This is a genomic window from Bacteroides sp. 1001136B_160425_E2, from assembly GCF_015559655.1.
Taxonomy (GTDB): Bacteria; Bacteroidota; Bacteroidia; order Bacteroidales; family Bacteroidaceae; genus Bacteroides; species Bacteroides luhongzhouii.
In genome coordinates this window covers 127,967-144,849 of sequence record NZ_JADMQH010000011.1, presented here as the reverse complement: position 1 = coordinate 144,849, position 16,883 = coordinate 127,967, and the positions used below count along the sequence as shown (strand labels likewise).

The following is a 16,883-nucleotide window of genomic DNA, read 5'->3' as shown; positions in this document are numbered from 1 at the left end:
CATAAATCAACGAAAGGTAGTACATTCGTGAAACGAAAAATATCTAAAACAACAAAGAACCACATGGGGAAACAGGTTATTCTATATCTTTTTCTGTTAATTTCACTGTCCTTGCAGGCACAAAGTGGAGAGAAAACCCTTTCTATAAATGACAGCACAAGAATAGATTCCGCAACGGTCACCCAACCCAGCCCCTTTAAAAGAGCGATCAAGAGATTTCTGAATTTCAGTGATTTTGATACGCTCTATATCAGCCCGAACCGTTATAATTATGCGTTGATGGCTACTCATTTCAGCAACTTCGAATATTATTCTGTCACCAGCGAACAGCCTCAACCACAAAAACTTAGTTTTTCTCCCAACCCGCATAATAAAATAGGACTGTATTTCGGCTGGCGATGGATTTTCCTGGGATGGTCTGTAGATGTGGATGATATCTATCGGAAAACTAACCGGAAGAATAGAGGCACAGAGTTTGACCTTAGTCTATATAGTTCCAAACTTGGTGTAGATATATTCTACCGCCGTACCGGAAACAATTACAAGATACATAAGATCAGAGGATTTTCTGAAGATATTCCCTCCAACTATTCCGAGGATTTCAGTGGAATAAAGGTGGATATAAAAGGGCTGAACTTATATTATATCTTCAATAATAGAAAATTCTCTTACCCGGCTGCCTTCAGCCAGTCCACCAACCAACGACGCAATGCGGGTACATTTATTGCAGGTTTTTCTATTTCAAAGCATCATCTTGACTTCGACTATACAGAACTTCCTGATTTTCTACAGCAGACAATGAATCCCGGTATGAAAGTCAAAGATATAAAATATACCAATGCCAATATCAGTTTCGGATATGCCTACAACTGGGTCTTTGCCCGCAACTGCCTGGCATGTCTGTCTCTCACCCCTGCCATTGCCTATAAAGCCTCTGATGTAGATGCGGAAACTCACGAAGGAAAAGCATGGTACGGCAAATTTAACCTGGATTTTCTATTGCGTGCAGGGATTGTTTACAATAACGGAAAATACTTCGTAGGTACTTCTTTCGTTGGAAAAAACTATAATTACCACAGAAATAATTTCTCTGTAGATAACGGCTTCGGCACTCTTCAGATATATGCCGGATTCAATTTCAATTTGCGTAAAGAATACAGGAAAAAGAAATAAAAGTACGGATATCAGAAATCGTAAACTTGCTTGCTTATCCAAAGAATCTTTGTACATTTGCCACGTTCTAACGAACAAAAGTAAAAAATCAATGAAGCAACAACGCCACATACAGACCACACGTACCCTTCTTTCCCGCTTCCGTTATTGGGGCAGAAAGAACTATGCCGCTTTTGCGAGTATGGGACGTGAATTCCAAATCGGTCATCTGCACATCAATGTTGTGGACGTTGCCCTTCGTAAGCAGAATGCTAAAATTACTATCCCTTATCATACATTTATGACACTTCAGGAAATAAAAGACCAAGTGTTGGCAGGCATTGATATTTCGCCCGACCAAGCCGCTTGGCTAGCCAACATGGCTGACAGTGAGGCGCTATATGCCGCCGCGCATGAGATTACCGTCGCACGTGCCTCGCACGAATTCGACATGTGTTCCATCATCAACGCCAAGTCCGGCCGATGCCCGGAAAACTGTAAATGGTGTGCACAATCCTCTCACTACAAGACTAAAGCCGAGATTTACGATCTCCTTCCCGCTGAAGAATGTCTTCGACAGGCGAAATACAATGAAGCCCAAGACGTCAACCGTTTCTCTCTCGTTACCAGCGGACGAAAACCATCTCCCAAACAGATCACCCAACTTTACGATACCGTTCGCCAAATTCGACGTCACTCGTCCATTCAACTTTGTGCTTCTCTGGGGTTACTTAACGAGGAAGAGCTACGTTCCCTGTACGAAGCCGGAATCACCCGTTACCACTGTAACCTGGAAACGGCTCCGTCTTATTTTTCTAAACTCTGCTCTACGCATACACAAGAACAAAAACTAGCTACTCTTGATGCAGCCCGTCGTGTAGGTATGGATATCTGCTGCGGAGGTATCATCGGTATGGGAGAAACAATGGAGCAACGGATTGAATTCGCATTCACTTTAAAAGAACTGAATGTCCAGTCCATACCAATCAATCTATTAAGTCCGATACCCGGAACACCTTTAGAAAATGAAAAGCCTTTAAGCGAAGAAGAGATTCTTAAGACCATTGCTATATTCCGATTTATTAATCCGACAGCTTTTCTAAGATTTGCCGGAGGACGTTCACAACTATCTTCCGAAGCCATGCACAAAGCACTATCTATCGGAATTAATTCAGCTATCGTGGGTGATCTGCTGACAACTCTCGGTTCCAAAGTATCGGAAGACAAAAAGATGATTCAGGAAGAAGGTTATCATTTTGCAGATTCCCAGTTTGACCGCGAACACATTTGGCATCCGTATACTTCCACCACCCACCCACTTCCTGTTTATAAAGTGAAACGGGCAGACGGTGCAACCATTACCCTCGAAAACGGACAGACACTCATAGAAGGAATGTCCTCCTGGTGGTGTGCTGTACACGGATACAATCACCCAATACTCAATCAGGCAGCAAAAGAACAATTAGATAAAATGTCTCATGTCATGTTCGGCGGACTAACACACGATCCCGCTATTGAATTGGGAAAATTACTGCTACCGTTGGTTCCTCCATCTATGCAGAAAATATTCTATGCAGATTCCGGTTCGGTAGCTGTAGAAGTAGCACTGAAAATGGCTGTACAATATTGGTATGCAGCAGGAAAACCGGAGAAAAACAACTTTGTCACTATCCGCTCCGGCTATCACGGTGATACATGGAATGCTATGTCCGTATGCGATCCGGTAACAGGAATGCACAGTTTGTTCGGTTCGGCACTGCCCGTTCGTTATTTTGTACCGTCTCCAGCTTCCCAGTTTCATGGAGAGTGGAATCCGGAAGATATACTGCCTTTACAAAAGGTGATCGAAAAACATTCGGAAGACTTGGCTGCACTTATTCTGGAACCTATAGTACAGGGAGCAGGTGGTATGTGGTTTTATCATCCACAGTACTTGCGCGAAGCAGAAAAGCTCTGCCGGAAACATAATATTCTTCTTATTTTCGATGAAATAGCAACGGGATTCGGACGAACAGGCAAACTTTTTGCTTGGGAACATGCCGGAGTAGAACCGGATATTATGTGTATCGGCAAGGCATTGACCGGAGGATATATGACCCTCTCCGCCGTACTGACCAGTAACCAGATAGCCGATACAATTTCCAATCACGCACCGGGAGCTTTCATGCACGGCCCCACGTTTATGGGTAATCCGCTCGCATGTGCAGTAGCTTATGCATCTGTCCGATTGTTACTCGAATCCGGTTGGCAAGAAAATGTAAAGCGAATCGAAGCTCAATTAAATGAAGAATTGTCATCTGCACGAGAACTTCCACAAGTGGCAGATGTAAGAGTACTAGGGGCCATTGGAGTGATAGAAATGAAACATCCGGTCAATATGGCAACTATGCAACAACGATTTGTAGAAGAAGGAATTTGGGTACGTCCTTTTGGCAAACTGGTATATCTGATGCCACCTTTCATCATCACCCCGGAACAATTGAGTAAACTGACCTCCGGGTTGCTCAGAGTTATTCAAAAAAGATGACAGACAAGAAGAATATTACCGGATTTTCAGACAAGGATCTGTTCCTCGGTGAGCAAAAGGGTGTTCCTCGGTGAGGAACGGAACTTTCCTCACCGAGGAAGGATGCCTTGGTCGGTGAGAAACTTCCGGATAGTTATTCATACAATAAGCATCTTATAGACAAGCAATTACGCTTTCAACCATTCATATATCGAATACTGATTACTTAAAACAATAATTCATGACATTAGAGTATATAAACCAAGAACTCCAAACCTTGAAAGAGAGAAAGAATTACCGTTCTCTCCCGCCGCTAATTCACGAAGGACGAGATGTTCTGCTGAACGGACAACGAATGTTGAACCTATCTTCTAATGATTATCTCGGACTGGCCAATGACATTTCATTGAGAGAGGAATTCTTAAAGACGCTCACTCCCGAAACATTCCTGCCTACCTCCTCTTCTTCCCGGTTATTGACCGGTAATTTTAGTGACTATCAGAAGCTGGAACAGCAGCTAGCCACAATGTTCGGAACGGAAAGTGCACTCATATTCAATAGTGGCTATCATGCCAATACAGGAATACTTCCTGCCATTGGCAATACTCACACACTGATTCTTGCTGACAAGCTGATACATGCAAGCCTGATAGACGGAATTAAATTATCATCGGCTAAATGTATCCGGTATCGCCACAATGATATTTCTCAGTTGCAACGACTGATTGCTGAAAATCATAACGCTTACGAGCAGATCATTATTGTCACCGAAAGTATATTCAGCATGGACGGCGATGAAGCCGACCTTCGTGCTCTTGTCCAATTAAAAAAAAGCTATTCCAATATTCTTCTTTATGTGGACGAAGCCCATGCTTTCGGCGTACGGGGAGACAACGGATTGGGATGCGCTGAAGAACAAGACTGCATCAACGATATAGACCTTTTGGTTGGAACATTCGGGAAAGCGATAGCCTCAGCAGGTGCTTACATTGTCTGCCGACAAGTTATCCGTGAATATCTAATCAACAAAATGCGCACATTTATATTCACAACCGCTCTTCCTCCCATTAATATTCAATGGACTTCGTGGATATTAAAACACCTGCCCGCCCTCCAACAGAAGAGAGCTCATTTACTGCAAATCAGTAACAAACTAAAGACTGCGCTTGCCGACAAAGGATACAATTGCCCCTCGGTAAGCCATATTGTCCCTATGATTGTCGGAGCAAGTGAAGATACCATATTGAAAGCAGAAGAAATTCAACGCAAAGGATTCTACTCATTGCCGGTACGTCCGCCTACGGTTCCCGAAGGGACTTCACGCATCCGCTTCTCACTGACAGCTGACATCACTGAACATGAAATCGACCAACTCATTAAACTGATAAACGAATGAAACAGCATTTTATCATAAAGAATAATCAAAAACATCTATTGCTTTTCTTCGCAGGCTGGGGAATGGATGAAACTCCCTTCCTGCAAATTCACCCAACCGATAAGGACTGGATGATTTGCTATGATTATCGTTCATTAGAGTTCGATGCCGGCATTTTGCAAGAATATTCCGAAATCACCCTCATTGCCTGGTCAATGGGAGTATGGGCAGCCTCACAGATAATGCAACAATATCCCCCCCTGCCCTTCTCCCAAAGTATTGCTATCAATGGCACTCTTTATCCCATACATGAGACGAAAGGGATTACTCCTACCATTTTCGAAGGAACCCTGCAAGGACTGAATGAACAATCCCTGCAAAAGTTTCAAAGAAGAATGTGTGGTTCAGCAGCCGATTACAAGGCTTTTCAGACAGTAGCTCCCCAACGTCCCGTTGAAGAGCTCAAAGAAGAGCTTGCTGCCATACAAAAGCAATACTTGTCATTACCACCGTCGGATTTTGCATGGCAAAGAGCCATTATAGGAAAGAACGACCGTATCTTTCTGCCGGATAGCCAATGGCTGGCATGGAGAAACAAAGCGGATTCCCTTGAATATGCAGAAGCCGCTCATTATCAACAAGACCTTTTTGATAATGTAATCATGCAAATCAACTAATTATCGATTTATGGATAAACAACTAATCGCCGAACGTTTTTCTAAAGCCATTGCTACTTATCCTCAGGAAGCAAACGTACAACGGCAGATAGCAGATAAAATGATTCACCTGCTTACAGAACACGTCTCTTTTCCCTGTTCAAAAGTGATTGAGTTCGGATGCGGCACAGGCATTTATTCCCGTATGCTACTTCAGGCTCTTCGGCCGGAAGAATTATTGCTAAACGACCTTTGTCCGGAAATGAAGTACTGTTGTGAAGATATATTAAGAAAAGAACAGGTTTCCTTTCTTCCGGGAGATGCAGAAACTGTTTCTTTCCCCGCTGAAAACACATTAATTACTTCCTGCTCGGCTCTGCAATGGTTCGAATCTCCTGAAAACTTTTTCAAAAGGTGCAATGCCCTGCTGAATAACCAAGGCTATTTCGCTTTCAGTACTTTCGGGCAAGAGAATATGAAAGAGATACGAGAGTTAACAGGAAACGGACTCCCTTATCGTTCACGCGAAGAGCTTGTAACAGCCTTGTCATCTCACTTTGACATACTATATTCGGAAGAAGAACTTATTCCTCTTTCGTTTGATAACCCACTAAAAGTACTTTATCATTTGAAGCAGACAGGAGTAACCGGAATATCCGGCACCTCTTCCCAACAACTGCGGACACGTCGTGACTTGCAGTTATTCAGTGAACGTTACACACAAAAATTCACCCAAGGCACTTCAGTGTCCCTGACCTATCACCCTATTTATATCATCGCAAAAAAGAAAAAAGTATGAAACAGAATGTATATTTCGTAAGCGGTATCGACACCGATGCCGGCAAGAGCTACGCCACCGGGTTTCTAGCTCGTGAATGGAACAAGAACGGACAGTGTACCATCACTCAAAAATTTATCCAAACAGGAAACGTCGGTCATTCCGAGGATATTGATCTACATCGTCGTATTATGAGAATCCCCTTTACAGAAGAAGACAAGAAAGGACTGACTATGCCGGAAATTTTCTCTTATCCTGCCTCTCCACATCTCGCTTCCCAACTGGATAACCGTCCCATCGACTTCGACAAAATCAAACGTGCTACGGAAGAGTTAAGTGAACGCTATGATTTTGTTCTGCTCGAAGGCGCAGGCGGTTTAATGGTTCCATTAACGGCAGAGCTTCTGACAATAGACTACATTGCCCAAGAGAATTATCCGCTCATTTTTGTTACTTCCGGCAAATTGGGAAGCATCAATCATACCTTACTTAGCCTTGAAGCCATACAAAAGCGCAATATTGTATTGGATACAGTACTTTATAATATGTATCCTACCGTAAAAGATAAAACGATTCAGAATGATACGATGAACTTCATTCAAAACTGGCTGAAGAAGTATTTCCCGAATACGAAGTTTATATTGGTTCCAGAAATAAAAGAATAACAGAATAAAAGACTTATGACTTCAAAAGACTAGCCTCACTATTTGCCGGGCTAGTTTTTTGTTTCTACAATCCATTTCTCCATATTACAGGTTTCCGCACTAAAATTTACCCCTACTTTAAAAAGTTTACGCCATTCAATCGTTCATCATCGTTCAATCGGATTTGTTCAATCGGATTTGTAATCCGATTGATTGCGTATCAGGATTTATAATCCGCTCCGCCTTAACCTCTTATCTTCCTAAACTACAATCACCTCCAACAGTCCTTTATCACCCGCATAACTCACCGCCGAACTATATAAATAATCTTCCTGCCGTGCAACAATTTCCTGCTTCACCGGATTATTATGAATATAATTCAATTTTTGCAGAAAGAAGTCATGCAAATAAATTAACTCGGGATGATTCCCTTCTTGCCAAAAACGATATTTAGATATTTTTTTGTCATTAGCTCCGGCAAAGCGAAAACGATCCAACATCCATTCGCGACGACTTTCTTGAGGATCTGTTTCGAGTTCTGCCATAATACGTTTGCTAGTGAACTTTTTAAAATCCCGAAGAATATCCGAAACTGTTGCTTCTGTTCCGGAACTGACAATCATATGCAAATGGTTACTCATTAATACCCAGGCATAAATTCTTAGGCCTTTTTTCTCCTGACAATAGGCTAGTGATTCCAGAATTATATGCTTGTATTTAGGACGGGTAAAGATATCTATCCAATCGACAACGGTAGAAGTAACAAAATATAATTCATCTAAAACTCGATTCGCAGTATCCATTGATATACTAATTTGATTAGAGGAGATAAATGTACGATTTAAATCGAAAGAGACAAAGGATTTTAAACGATCGGACACGATAAGCGGATTAAAAATCCTAATACGCAAGACCAGCGGATTAAAAATCCGCTGGTTAAAAAGTTAAAAAATCCGCTGGCACCCTCTATAAATCCGCTAGCTTCTATTATAAATCCGCAGGCTTCTAATGGTAGAGCATTCCACAATTATTCACCAATTTTATGGGCTTTTCTTCTGAGATAATTGAATATTCAGAGAACCGGAAATAAAAAAGTGTCCGACCAAAAAGTTCCCTTACGAGGAGGCTTCTGCACATACTTCTTTTTTATATCGTTTTTATGATCTTACGTTTTCTCTTCTGTCGTCGCATCTATTCATTAAACGATAGTCGAATATTTATCCAAAGCCTTTCTCAATGCTCTTTCCGCAATGGGTTTAGTCACAAAATCATTGCATCCCATCTCCAAAGCCAAATCTTTATCCGTTTCAAAAGCATAAGCCGTCAAAGCAATAATAGGAATCTCTTTGGAATAAGAACGAATGATATGCGTTGCTTCCAATCCATCCATGCGTGGCATTTTTATATCCATCAGAATTAAGTCCGGCTGATACTGCTTATACATTTCGATGGCTTCCACTCCATCCTTAGCCCAAAGCAGTGTATATTCCCTGCCGATCAGATTCTTCAGCAGGATAAAATTACTTTCCACATCTTCCGCCACTAAAATCTTCTTGATTTGTTGCACACGATTTACAGTATTTCCTTTAGATTCTGTCTTTGACATTTTAAAGATTTTGCCGAGTTCTCCGGCTTCTTCATAAGGAATCGTGAAATAGAATGTAGAGCCTTTACCCAGTTCAGAAGTCACCCCTATTTCTCCACCGATCTTTTCGATAATCATCTGACAGATAGATAACCCTAATCCTGTGCCTTGAGCGAAAGAGTTCAGTTTGACAAAACGCTCAAAGATATGATCTACCTTTTCCGGCTCTATTCCTATGCCCGTATCCTCCACATACACACGAATATTTTTGTCCGTCCGCTCAAAACCCAAACGAATCTCTCCTTCATAGGTAAACTTACTCGCATTAGTCAGAAAATTCGTTATCACCTGCATGATACGGTTCTGATCTCCCTCCATGAGCAGATCTTCCTTCTCATTATCAAAAACAAGAGTTACCCCTTCTTTCACACGTTCTTTATGAACAGCATAAATCGTCCGGCAAACTTCTCCCAGATTCATAGGACGCTTGATATATTCCAATGTCCCTGCTTCTATCTTCGATAAATCCAGAATATCATTGATCAGTTGCAATAAAATATCCGAATTTTGATTGATAATACCCGAATAAAGTTTCTTCTCTTCAGCAGTTTCAGCAACAGGCAATAATTGAGAGAATCCTACAATAGCATTCAGTGGTGTCCGGATCTCATGGCTCATATTAGCAAGGAAAGCACTTTTCAATTGGTCGGATTGCTCCGCCTTAATCCTTGCCTTTATCAGTTCCTGCTCAATATTCTGGAGATTAGTAATATCCCAAGAGATACCAATCAGCAATGGTTTGCGTCCTTCCATCGGAACAAGTGCCTTTAATGTCTGTACGATACGCGCTTCCCCGTTTGCGGAAAAATAGGTTTCCTGCATATCAATACGCTTATGAGTCTGAAGTAATTCCAAATCATCTTTACGGAATTTCTCCGCGTCTCCATGCATCGGAAATATCTCATAATCCGTATGCCCGATAGCTTTAGATGCCGGAATACCCGAATGGTCGGCAAATGCTTTGTTCCAATACAAATACCTAAAATCATTTTCCGGGTCTTTCACAAACAAATAGACCGGAATATTATTTAAAATACCATCCAACAACAGGTTCAGTTCTCGAAGTTCATCTCGTTTCTTTATAACATCAGTGATATCCTGCGTAAAGAACCAAGTCAGTTCCTGATCATTCTCACGAATTAAGAAAGTAGACACCTGATGCACCCGCTCCTTGTCTTCACCTTTCCGCACATAGGCAGCACGATAAGCAAAACTGCCATCATTATCACGTATTTCCTGAAGACGTTTTTCCCAAGCCTCTTCTGTTGTCATAGAGACGGGCAAATCATATATTTTTTGTGTCCCCATTTGCTGGGTAACTCCGTATTCTTCTATAAATTGCTTATTCGCATAAACCAATGTCCCATCTTCTGATACAGCAAGAATACTGTCACTCACTTTATCGAGTACACTCTTGAAAACTTCCAACTGCCTTTGTGTAGCTACTTTCTCCGTTATATCACGGCACATGATCAGTACATATTCCTCATCCAACGGAAAAATACGGTTTTCGTAATAATGACGTTCACCATTAAAATCCAATTCATGATGTGCGGTTGAAACAGTTCCGGTGCTGACAGCTTGACGCATATTGGAGTGAATATTCTGATATGCTTCCGGTGGCACCATCTCCTGCATATACATTCCCTTAAAATCTTTGTTTGATATGCCAACATGATTGGTTTCTTCACTGGAAACAACTTCAATGCCTACTTCCTTCTGATTGAAGACAGTCAGCATATCCGGCAGAGAGTCCAGAATCCTGACAGCATATTTTTCTTTGAAACTAACGGGATGATTGGTATAATTCTCATTCCTAAGAATAGAAAGCTCCTTTTTGAGCTGCTCATTTTCCTTCTTTAGCGTTTCCAGCTGTTCTAATAATACTTCTTGGGTTTGTTCGTTGTTCATGATATATCAAAGTAAATGCGTACTTATCTGCCAAAAGTAAATATTTTTTTGAAGATAAATACGCAAAAACCAGTTTTTTTTTGAGAATCATTCAATTACCATGATCCGGTCGTTCAATCCCACCTTCATGCCATCTTCCACAAATACTTCTTTGACTACTCCATCCGTCACCGAACGTATCTCATTCTCCATCTTCATTGCCACCAATACACAAAGCGGATCGCCACGTTTCACACTGTCTCCTTTCTTCACATACGTCTTCAGTATTACTCCCGGCATCGGTGCCTGTACCACCTGACGCCCTACGGATTCAGCTGCTGTGCGGGCATTATGTATCTTCTCCATTTCTCCCTGCAATTCAATCTGATAAAGTTCTCCTTTATTCATAATCGTATATGAATTATTGGAAGAAGGAGAAATTTGCACTCCATGCGAGTGATGATCGATGATGATCGAATGGATAGAGTCGCCACCCATGTTATAATCGACCTCATATATTTTGCCATTGACTGCAATCTTCTTGATTGGTCCGTCCTCCAGTATTTCCACCTTATATTCACTGTCCGGCATGTCCTGAAGCTTGGCGTAATATGTAGCTAATGTTGTACCCATAACCTGTTTCGTTATTTTTTAATTTTCAATTCAATAATTATTAGCAGTCATCTGCAATTTACCATAATACTTCCAGAGCGATTCGCCCACCACCGGAAGTGTTGTAGCACGGGAAGCCGCTTCCTTCTCCCGTTCGTAGTGTCTCACTGCGGCAGCAATGACAGCCACTGTCGGATCGGTATTCTGACGGCGTTTCAGATCTTCCTTATCAAAGCGCGTATCAATAAACGTTGTATCATATTCGCCTTTCAGGAAAGCTGCATTCTTCAATACACGTTGATGGAAAGGAATCGTTGTTTTAATTCCCAAAATCTTATACTCGCGCAAAGCACGTGCCATATTGGAAATGGCAGAAGTACGGGTACGTCCCCAACAACAGAGTTTCGCAATCATCGGGTCATAATGCAGAGAGACTTCGAATCCGGCATAGGCGGCACTGTCAAGACGCAGGTTACGCCCTTCGGGAGCTTCACGAACAGTAATCACCCCGGGAGAAGGCATAAAGTTATTCTCCGGATCTTCCGCATAAATACGACATTCGATAGCAGCTCCGCTAAACTGAATATCATCCTGTTTATAAGGTAACGGATTTCCGGCGGCAACTGTTATCATATCCCGAACCAGGTCAACTCCCGTACACTCCTCCGTCACAGGATGTTCTACCTGCAAGCGAGTATTCATCTCGAGGAAATAGAAATTTTGGTCTTTATCCATCATAAACTCCAATGTCCCGGCACTGTAATAACCTATTTTCTTACAGGCTTCCACAGCAACCTTCAACATTTTCTTTCTCGTCTCTTCTTTCACAAAAGGGGAAGGACTTTCCTCAATCACTTTTTGGTTACGACGCTGAATAGAACATTCACGTTCGTAAAGATGGACCACATTTCCATATTTATCTCCCATGATCTGAACTTCAATATGATGCGGGTTCTCGATGTATTTCTCAATATATACCGCATCATTGCCAAAAGAGGTCCCCGCTTCGGATTGCGACAAACGAAGAGCCGTTTCCACTTCCTCCTCCGTACGTACCAAGCGCATTCCTTTTCCTCCGCCTCCGGCAAGTGCTTTCAGCATAATGGGATAACCCACTTCATTGGCCACCTTCTTCACTTCATCAATCCCCTGCACGGGTGTCTCGGTTCCGGGAACAATGGGTAACCCTGCTTCACGCATAATCTTACGAGCTTCTGTCTTGATTCCCATTTTGGAAATAATGTCCGCACTCGGTCCGATAAAAATCACTCCTTCTTCTTCACAACGGCGGGCAAAATCCGCATTCTCCGACAGGAAACCATATCCCGGATGAATAGCCGCTCCGGTCTTTTTGGCAATGGACAATATCAATTCCGGCTTCAGGTAGGAAGTATCTTCGGGCGATTCGGAGATGCAATAGGCTTCTTCCGCATAACGTACATGCAAAGCTCCGCGGTCTACATGGGTATACACAGCAACCGTTGCGATATTCATCACCCGACAAGTACGAAAGATTCGCATCGCTATTTCACCGCGGTTGGCTACTAATATTTTCTTTATCATAATCTTTTTCTTTTTAGAAGTAAAAACTGAAAAGAGCAATTTAATAATATCAGGCACGGACTACGCGGATTACACGGTTTTTAGAATAAAGGTTACCATAGCAACCGTGAAATCCGTGCCTGAATTCAATCCACAAACAGGCTTACAACGGTAAATTAGAATGTTTCTTAGGAGGATTCGATTGCCGTTTGTTGGCAAGCATCTCGAAACTCCGAATCAACCGCAAACGAGTTACCGTCGGATCAATCACTTCATCCACATATCCCAATTCCGCTGCCCGGTAAGGATTGGCAAACTTCCCGCGATAATCATCCTGAAGTTCTTTCCGTTTCTCGTCAGGTTTCCCGGCTTTATCTATTTCCTTATGGAAAAGGATATTTACAGCTCCATCCGGCCCCATCACCGCTATTTCGGCAGTAGGGAAAGCAAGATTGACATCTCCACGGATATGCTTGGAGCTCATCACATCATAAGCGCCACCGTATGCTTTGCGGGTAATAACCGTAACTTTCGGCACTGTGGCCTCACAATAAGCATAAAGTAATTTCGCCCCGTTACGGATAATTCCACCATATTCCTGATCGATTCCCGGAAGGAATCCCGGCACATCTACCAATGTCAACAAGGGGATATTGAAAGCATCGCAGAAGCGGACAAAACGGGCAGCTTTGACAGATGCGTTAATATCCAGTGTACCTGCAAGTACCAATGGCTGATTGGCCACCACCCCCACTGTTTTTCCATTCAGCCGGATATAGCCGGTCACAATATTCGCTGCATATTCTGCCTGAAGTTCGAAGAAACTATTATCATCAGCCACGGCTTCAATCATTTCTTTTATATTATACGGCTGATTCGGATTGGTTGGAATCAAATTAGCCAGTTCCGGAGTCAGACGGGTCGGCGAATCGTTTGTAGCTACAAACGGAGGCTCTTCCATATTATTTCCCGGCAGATAGGAAATCAATTCACGAATATAATTGATACACTCAATATCATTCTCCGCAGAAAGATGGGCTACCCCGGACTTTGTCATGTGCACGCCTACTCCGCCGAGCTCCTCTTTAGTGACTTCCTCCTGTGTTACACTTCTCACCACATCCGGTCCTGTAATAAACATATAACCGGAATTTTTCACCATCAGGATAAAATCAGTCAATGCAGGAGAATAAACCGCACCTCCGGCACAAGGTCCCATGATTGCGCTAATCTGCGGAATCACTCCGGATGCCATAGAGTTGCGCAGGAATATCTCGGCATATCCGGCCAAAGAACGTACCCCTTCCTGAATTCGTGCACCGCCCGAGTCATTCAGTCCGATGATAGGCGCTCCCATCTGCATAGCCATGTCCATCACTTTACAAATTTTCTTAGCGTGCGTTTCCGAAAGGGCTCCACCAAATACGGTGAAATCCTGTGCAAAGACATAAACCAGGCGCTTGCCAATCATACCGTATCCCGTCACTACCCCGTCTCCGGCAAATTTCTGCTTTTCCATACCGAAATCGGTACACCGGTGGGTTACCAACTTATCCAGTTCGATAAACGAACCTTTCTCCAATAATAAATCGATGCGTTCACGGGCAGTCAGTTTGCCCACAGAATGTTGTTTTTCAATGCGAGCGTCTCCGCCGCCTTTTTCTGCTTTCCTGTTCAGTTCTTCCAGGTTGTTAATAAGCTCTTTCATAGGCTGTAGTTATTAAAGTTGTATGTGTGTGTAAAAATAAACAGTAATATATGAAATCATTGTCATATTGATTACACAAGAGTACTTTTATATAATGAACGCATCATGTGCGGAAATTGTTAGCATTTATGCCTTAAAACATCTTTATCCATTCATTGATGAAGCTTTTTTTGCAAGTTGCGACAACAAACTTCCCCGCTTTTCTGTTTATCGCTTATCATTTTTAATAAAACCTATACCCTAACAAAATGAGAACAATTAAAATCTTATTAGCAGCCGGTTTCCTGCTCGTGTTCGGTACAAGCATCCATGCACAGGTACAACGGAATGAAACCTATCTACCCAAATTTGCCATCAAGACCAATGCTCTCTATTGGGCAACTTCCACTCCCAACTTAGGAATCGAAGTTGGACTGGCAAAGAAACTGACGCTCGACATATCCGGTAACTACAATCCATGGAAGTTCGGTGATGACCGTCAAATCAAACACTGGCTCGTCCAGCCGGAATTGCGCTACTGGCTCTGCGAGCGTTTCAATGGAAGTTTCTTCGGTTTGCACGGACATTACGGAGAAATGAATGTCAGCAATCTGAATATATTCGGAATGGGGCACGACCGTTACGATGGCAATCTGTACGGAGCTGGTATTTCCTACGGATACCAATGGATCATAAGCAGACGCTGGAGCATGGAAGCAACCATCGGAGTGGGATATGCCCGTCTGGAATATGATAAATATGCCCGTGATTGTAAATGTGAAAAGCTGGGACATAACACCCGCAATTATTTCGGTCCGACTAAAATCGGCCTTAGCTTCATTTATGTCATCAAATAATCGAACTCTCTAAAACTTACAATGATGAAAAGAAAACTTATTTATCTATTTATAGCTTTCGCAGCCGCCATCCTACCGGCTCATGCACAAAAATTCCTGAATGACGCGCTCACTCTCTCAAACGTATCTTTATGGCAACAAGGTAACTCTCTCTATGTTGGCATGACTTTCGATATGAAGAACCTGACGATAGGTTCCGCACGAAGTTTAAGTCTGACCCCACTGCTGACAGACGGGCAACATAACGTTCCTCTTCAGGAAATCATCATCAATGGCAAAAGACGCGAAAAAGCATATATCCGCGGATTGGCAATCACCAAACAAGAACCAACCGCTATCATCGTTCCTTATAATAAAAGGGAAACTTTCAATTATACACAGGTAATTCCTTATAAATCCTGGATGGCTAATGCCAGCTTGCAGCTGGTAGAGAATCTATGCGGATGCGGCAATTATCAGGAAATGAACGCACAGGAACTGATTACCAATGATGTATCTACCGAAGCCAAACGTTTAAGTGCCATGTCGCCTATCATTGCCTATATCCAGCCAACCGTAGAAGTGGTTAAAAACCGCAGCGAACAATATGAGGCTCATCTGGATTTCCCGGTCAACAAATCGGTGATTCTTACCGATTTCATGAACAATCATGCCGAATTGGTAAATATCCATGCCATGTTTGACAAAATACAGAATGACCGGAACCTGACCGTAAAAGGTATCAGTATCGAAGGCTTCGCCTCACCGGAAGGCCCCCTTGCCTTCAATGAGCAACTTTCTAAAAAACGTGCGGAAGCTTTGAAAGATTATCTGGTCAAGAATGAAAAAGTATCTTCCAAACTATATAAAGTGACTTTTGGTGGTGAGAACTGGGATGGATTGGTAAAAGCGCTTCAGTCTTCTTCAATGAAGGATAAGGAAACGTTCCTGAACATTATCAAGAATACGACTGACGACGCCAAACGTAAACAGGAAATTATGCGTGTAGGTGGCGGAACTCCTTACCGTACCATGCTGAAGGAGATTTATCCGGGACTGCGTAAAGTGAATTGCAAAATCGACTATACCGTTGTCAACTTCGATGTTGAACAAGGACGCATCATTATCCGGGAAAATCCGAAATACCTTAGTCTGAACGAAATGTATCAGGTAGCCAACAGCTATCCGAAAGGCAGCAAGGATTTCGTTAATGTATTCGATATTGCCGTACGTATGTATCCGACTGATGCTGTAGCCAATCTGAATGCAGGAGCTGTCGCATTATCACAAAAAGACTTGAATGCAGCAGTAAAGTTTATGGAAAAAGCCGACCACAGCACTGCTGAATTCATCAACAATACCGGAGTCTACAATTTCCTTAACGGGGACATTAACCGTGCCATGGCTGCATTCGAGCAGGCAGCAAAGCTAGGTAACGAAGCTGCGCTGGCCAACTTAAAACAATTACAACAAATTCTTAGCGTGAAGATGAAATAAACAGAAAAATCTTTTTATCCAACCGACCAAAGTGGGACGTTTGTTTGTTATATCAATAATAAA

The 16,883-nt window shown here is 42.5% G+C and carries 13 protein-coding genes; 8 read left to right on the top strand and 5 right to left on the bottom strand.

Annotated elements, in window-relative coordinates:
• The first annotated feature begins 63 nt into the window (after positions 1-63).
• The 6 genes from I2I04_RS12795 (at position 64) to bioD (ending at position 7,132) form a co-directional block, all read left to right on the top strand.
• Positions 64-1,173 (top strand): DUF4421 domain-containing protein, encoded by a 1,110-nt coding sequence (locus tag I2I04_RS12795; RefSeq protein ID WP_195655218.1) that lies wholly within the window; start codon positions 64-66, stop codon positions 1,171-1,173.
• A 91-nt stretch (positions 1,174-1,264) separates the two neighbouring features.
• Positions 1,265-3,679, top strand: coding sequence for an adenosylmethionine--8-amino-7-oxononanoate transaminase (gene bioA / locus I2I04_RS12790; protein ID WP_195655177.1), 2,415 nt, complete (start codon positions 1,265-1,267; stop codon positions 3,677-3,679).
• A 220-nt stretch (positions 3,680-3,899) separates the two neighbouring features.
• Complete coding sequence (locus tag I2I04_RS12785) at positions 3,900-5,054, top strand: 8-amino-7-oxononanoate synthase (RefSeq protein WP_143259575.1); 1,155 nt, start codon at positions 3,900-3,902, stop codon at positions 5,052-5,054.
• The gene (locus I2I04_RS12780; protein WP_195655176.1) at positions 5,051-5,710 is read left to right on the top strand and encodes a DUF452 family protein; all 660 of its coding nucleotides are present in this window, start codon (positions 5,051-5,053) and stop codon (positions 5,708-5,710) included. The genes I2I04_RS12785 and I2I04_RS12780 overlap by 4 nt, the downstream gene beginning before the upstream one ends.
• 10 nt (positions 5,711-5,720) lie before the next feature.
• Complete coding sequence (gene bioC, locus I2I04_RS12775) at positions 5,721-6,488, top strand: malonyl-ACP O-methyltransferase BioC (protein WP_195655175.1); 768 nt, start codon at positions 5,721-5,723, stop codon at positions 6,486-6,488.
• Complete coding sequence (gene bioD / locus I2I04_RS12770) at positions 6,485-7,132, top strand: dethiobiotin synthase (protein WP_195655174.1); 648 nt, start codon at positions 6,485-6,487, stop codon at positions 7,130-7,132. Before bioC ends, bioD begins: the two co-directional genes overlap by 4 nt.
• 239 nt (positions 7,133-7,371) lie before the next feature.
• Here the strand turns inward: bioD and I2I04_RS12765 are convergent, their stop codons facing one another.
• From I2I04_RS12765 to I2I04_RS12745, 5 genes are all read right to left on the bottom strand, one after another.
• On the bottom strand, positions 7,372-7,914 hold the full coding sequence (locus I2I04_RS12765; protein ID WP_015532943.1) for an REP-associated tyrosine transposase: 543 nt from the start codon (positions 7,912-7,914) through the stop codon (positions 7,372-7,374).
• 395 nt (positions 7,915-8,309) lie between these two features.
• Positions 8,310-10,667: a PAS domain-containing protein gene (locus tag I2I04_RS12760; RefSeq protein WP_195473100.1), complete on the bottom strand. Its 2,358-nt coding sequence runs from the start codon at positions 10,665-10,667 to the stop codon at positions 8,310-8,312.
• Positions 10,668-10,754: 87 nt separating this feature from the next.
• Positions 10,755-11,279, bottom strand: a complete 525-nt coding sequence (locus tag I2I04_RS12755) for a biotin/lipoyl-containing protein (RefSeq protein ID WP_004314803.1) — start codon at positions 11,277-11,279, stop codon at positions 10,755-10,757.
• Between the two features lie 30 nt (positions 11,280-11,309).
• Complete coding sequence (gene accC / locus I2I04_RS12750) at positions 11,310-12,821, bottom strand: acetyl-CoA carboxylase biotin carboxylase subunit (protein WP_143259564.1); 1,512 nt, start codon at positions 12,819-12,821, stop codon at positions 11,310-11,312.
• 142 nt (positions 12,822-12,963) lie between these two features.
• Entirely contained in the window at positions 12,964-14,508 is a 1,545-nt protein-coding gene (locus tag I2I04_RS12745; protein ID WP_195473102.1) for an acyl-CoA carboxylase subunit beta, read from the bottom strand.
• Between the two features lie 248 nt (positions 14,509-14,756).
• Between I2I04_RS12745 and I2I04_RS12740 the strand changes: the two genes are divergently transcribed.
• Both I2I04_RS12740 and I2I04_RS12735 read left to right on the top strand, forming a co-directional pair.
• A complete protein-coding gene (locus I2I04_RS12740; protein WP_143259562.1) occupies positions 14,757-15,344 on the top strand; it encodes a DUF3575 domain-containing protein in 588 nt (195 codons plus the stop codon).
• Positions 15,345-15,368: 24 nt separating this feature from the next.
• Positions 15,369-16,820: a DUF3868 domain-containing protein gene (locus I2I04_RS12735; protein WP_195655217.1), complete on the top strand. Its 1,452-nt coding sequence runs from the start codon at positions 15,369-15,371 to the stop codon at positions 16,818-16,820.
• Positions 16,821-16,883: the final 63 nt, after the last annotated feature.

Coding starts and splice junctions, on each gene's coding strand:
- accC (WP_143259564.1), bottom strand. CDS start 12,821: ATGATAAAGAAAATATTAGTAGCCAACCGCGGTGAAATAGCGATGCGA.
- bioA (WP_195655177.1), top strand. CDS start 1,265: ATGAAGCAACAACGCCACATACAGACCACACGTACCCTTCTTTCCCGC.
- I2I04_RS12735 (WP_195655217.1), top strand. CDS start 15,369: ATGAAAAGAAAACTTATTTATCTATTTATAGCTTTCGCAGCCGCCATC.
- I2I04_RS12760 (WP_195473100.1), bottom strand. CDS start 10,667: ATGAACAACGAACAAACCCAAGAAGTATTATTAGAACAGCTGGAAACG.
- I2I04_RS12765 (WP_015532943.1), bottom strand. CDS start 7,914: ATGGATACTGCGAATCGAGTTTTAGATGAATTATATTTTGTTACTTCT.
- I2I04_RS12755 (WP_004314803.1), bottom strand. CDS start 11,279: ATGGGTACAACATTAGCTACATATTACGCCAAGCTTCAGGACATGCCG.
- I2I04_RS12785 (WP_143259575.1), top strand. CDS start 3,900: ATGACATTAGAGTATATAAACCAAGAACTCCAAACCTTGAAAGAGAGA.
- I2I04_RS12745 (WP_195473102.1), bottom strand. CDS start 14,508: ATGAAAGAGCTTATTAACAACCTGGAAGAACTGAACAGGAAAGCAGAA.
- I2I04_RS12780 (WP_195655176.1), top strand. CDS start 5,051: ATGAAACAGCATTTTATCATAAAGAATAATCAAAAACATCTATTGCTT.
- I2I04_RS12795 (WP_195655218.1), top strand. CDS start 64: ATGGGGAAACAGGTTATTCTATATCTTTTTCTGTTAATTTCACTGTCC.
- bioC (WP_195655175.1), top strand. CDS start 5,721: ATGGATAAACAACTAATCGCCGAACGTTTTTCTAAAGCCATTGCTACT.
- bioD (WP_195655174.1), top strand. CDS start 6,485: ATGAAACAGAATGTATATTTCGTAAGCGGTATCGACACCGATGCCGGC.
- I2I04_RS12740 (WP_143259562.1), top strand. CDS start 14,757: ATGAGAACAATTAAAATCTTATTAGCAGCCGGTTTCCTGCTCGTGTTC.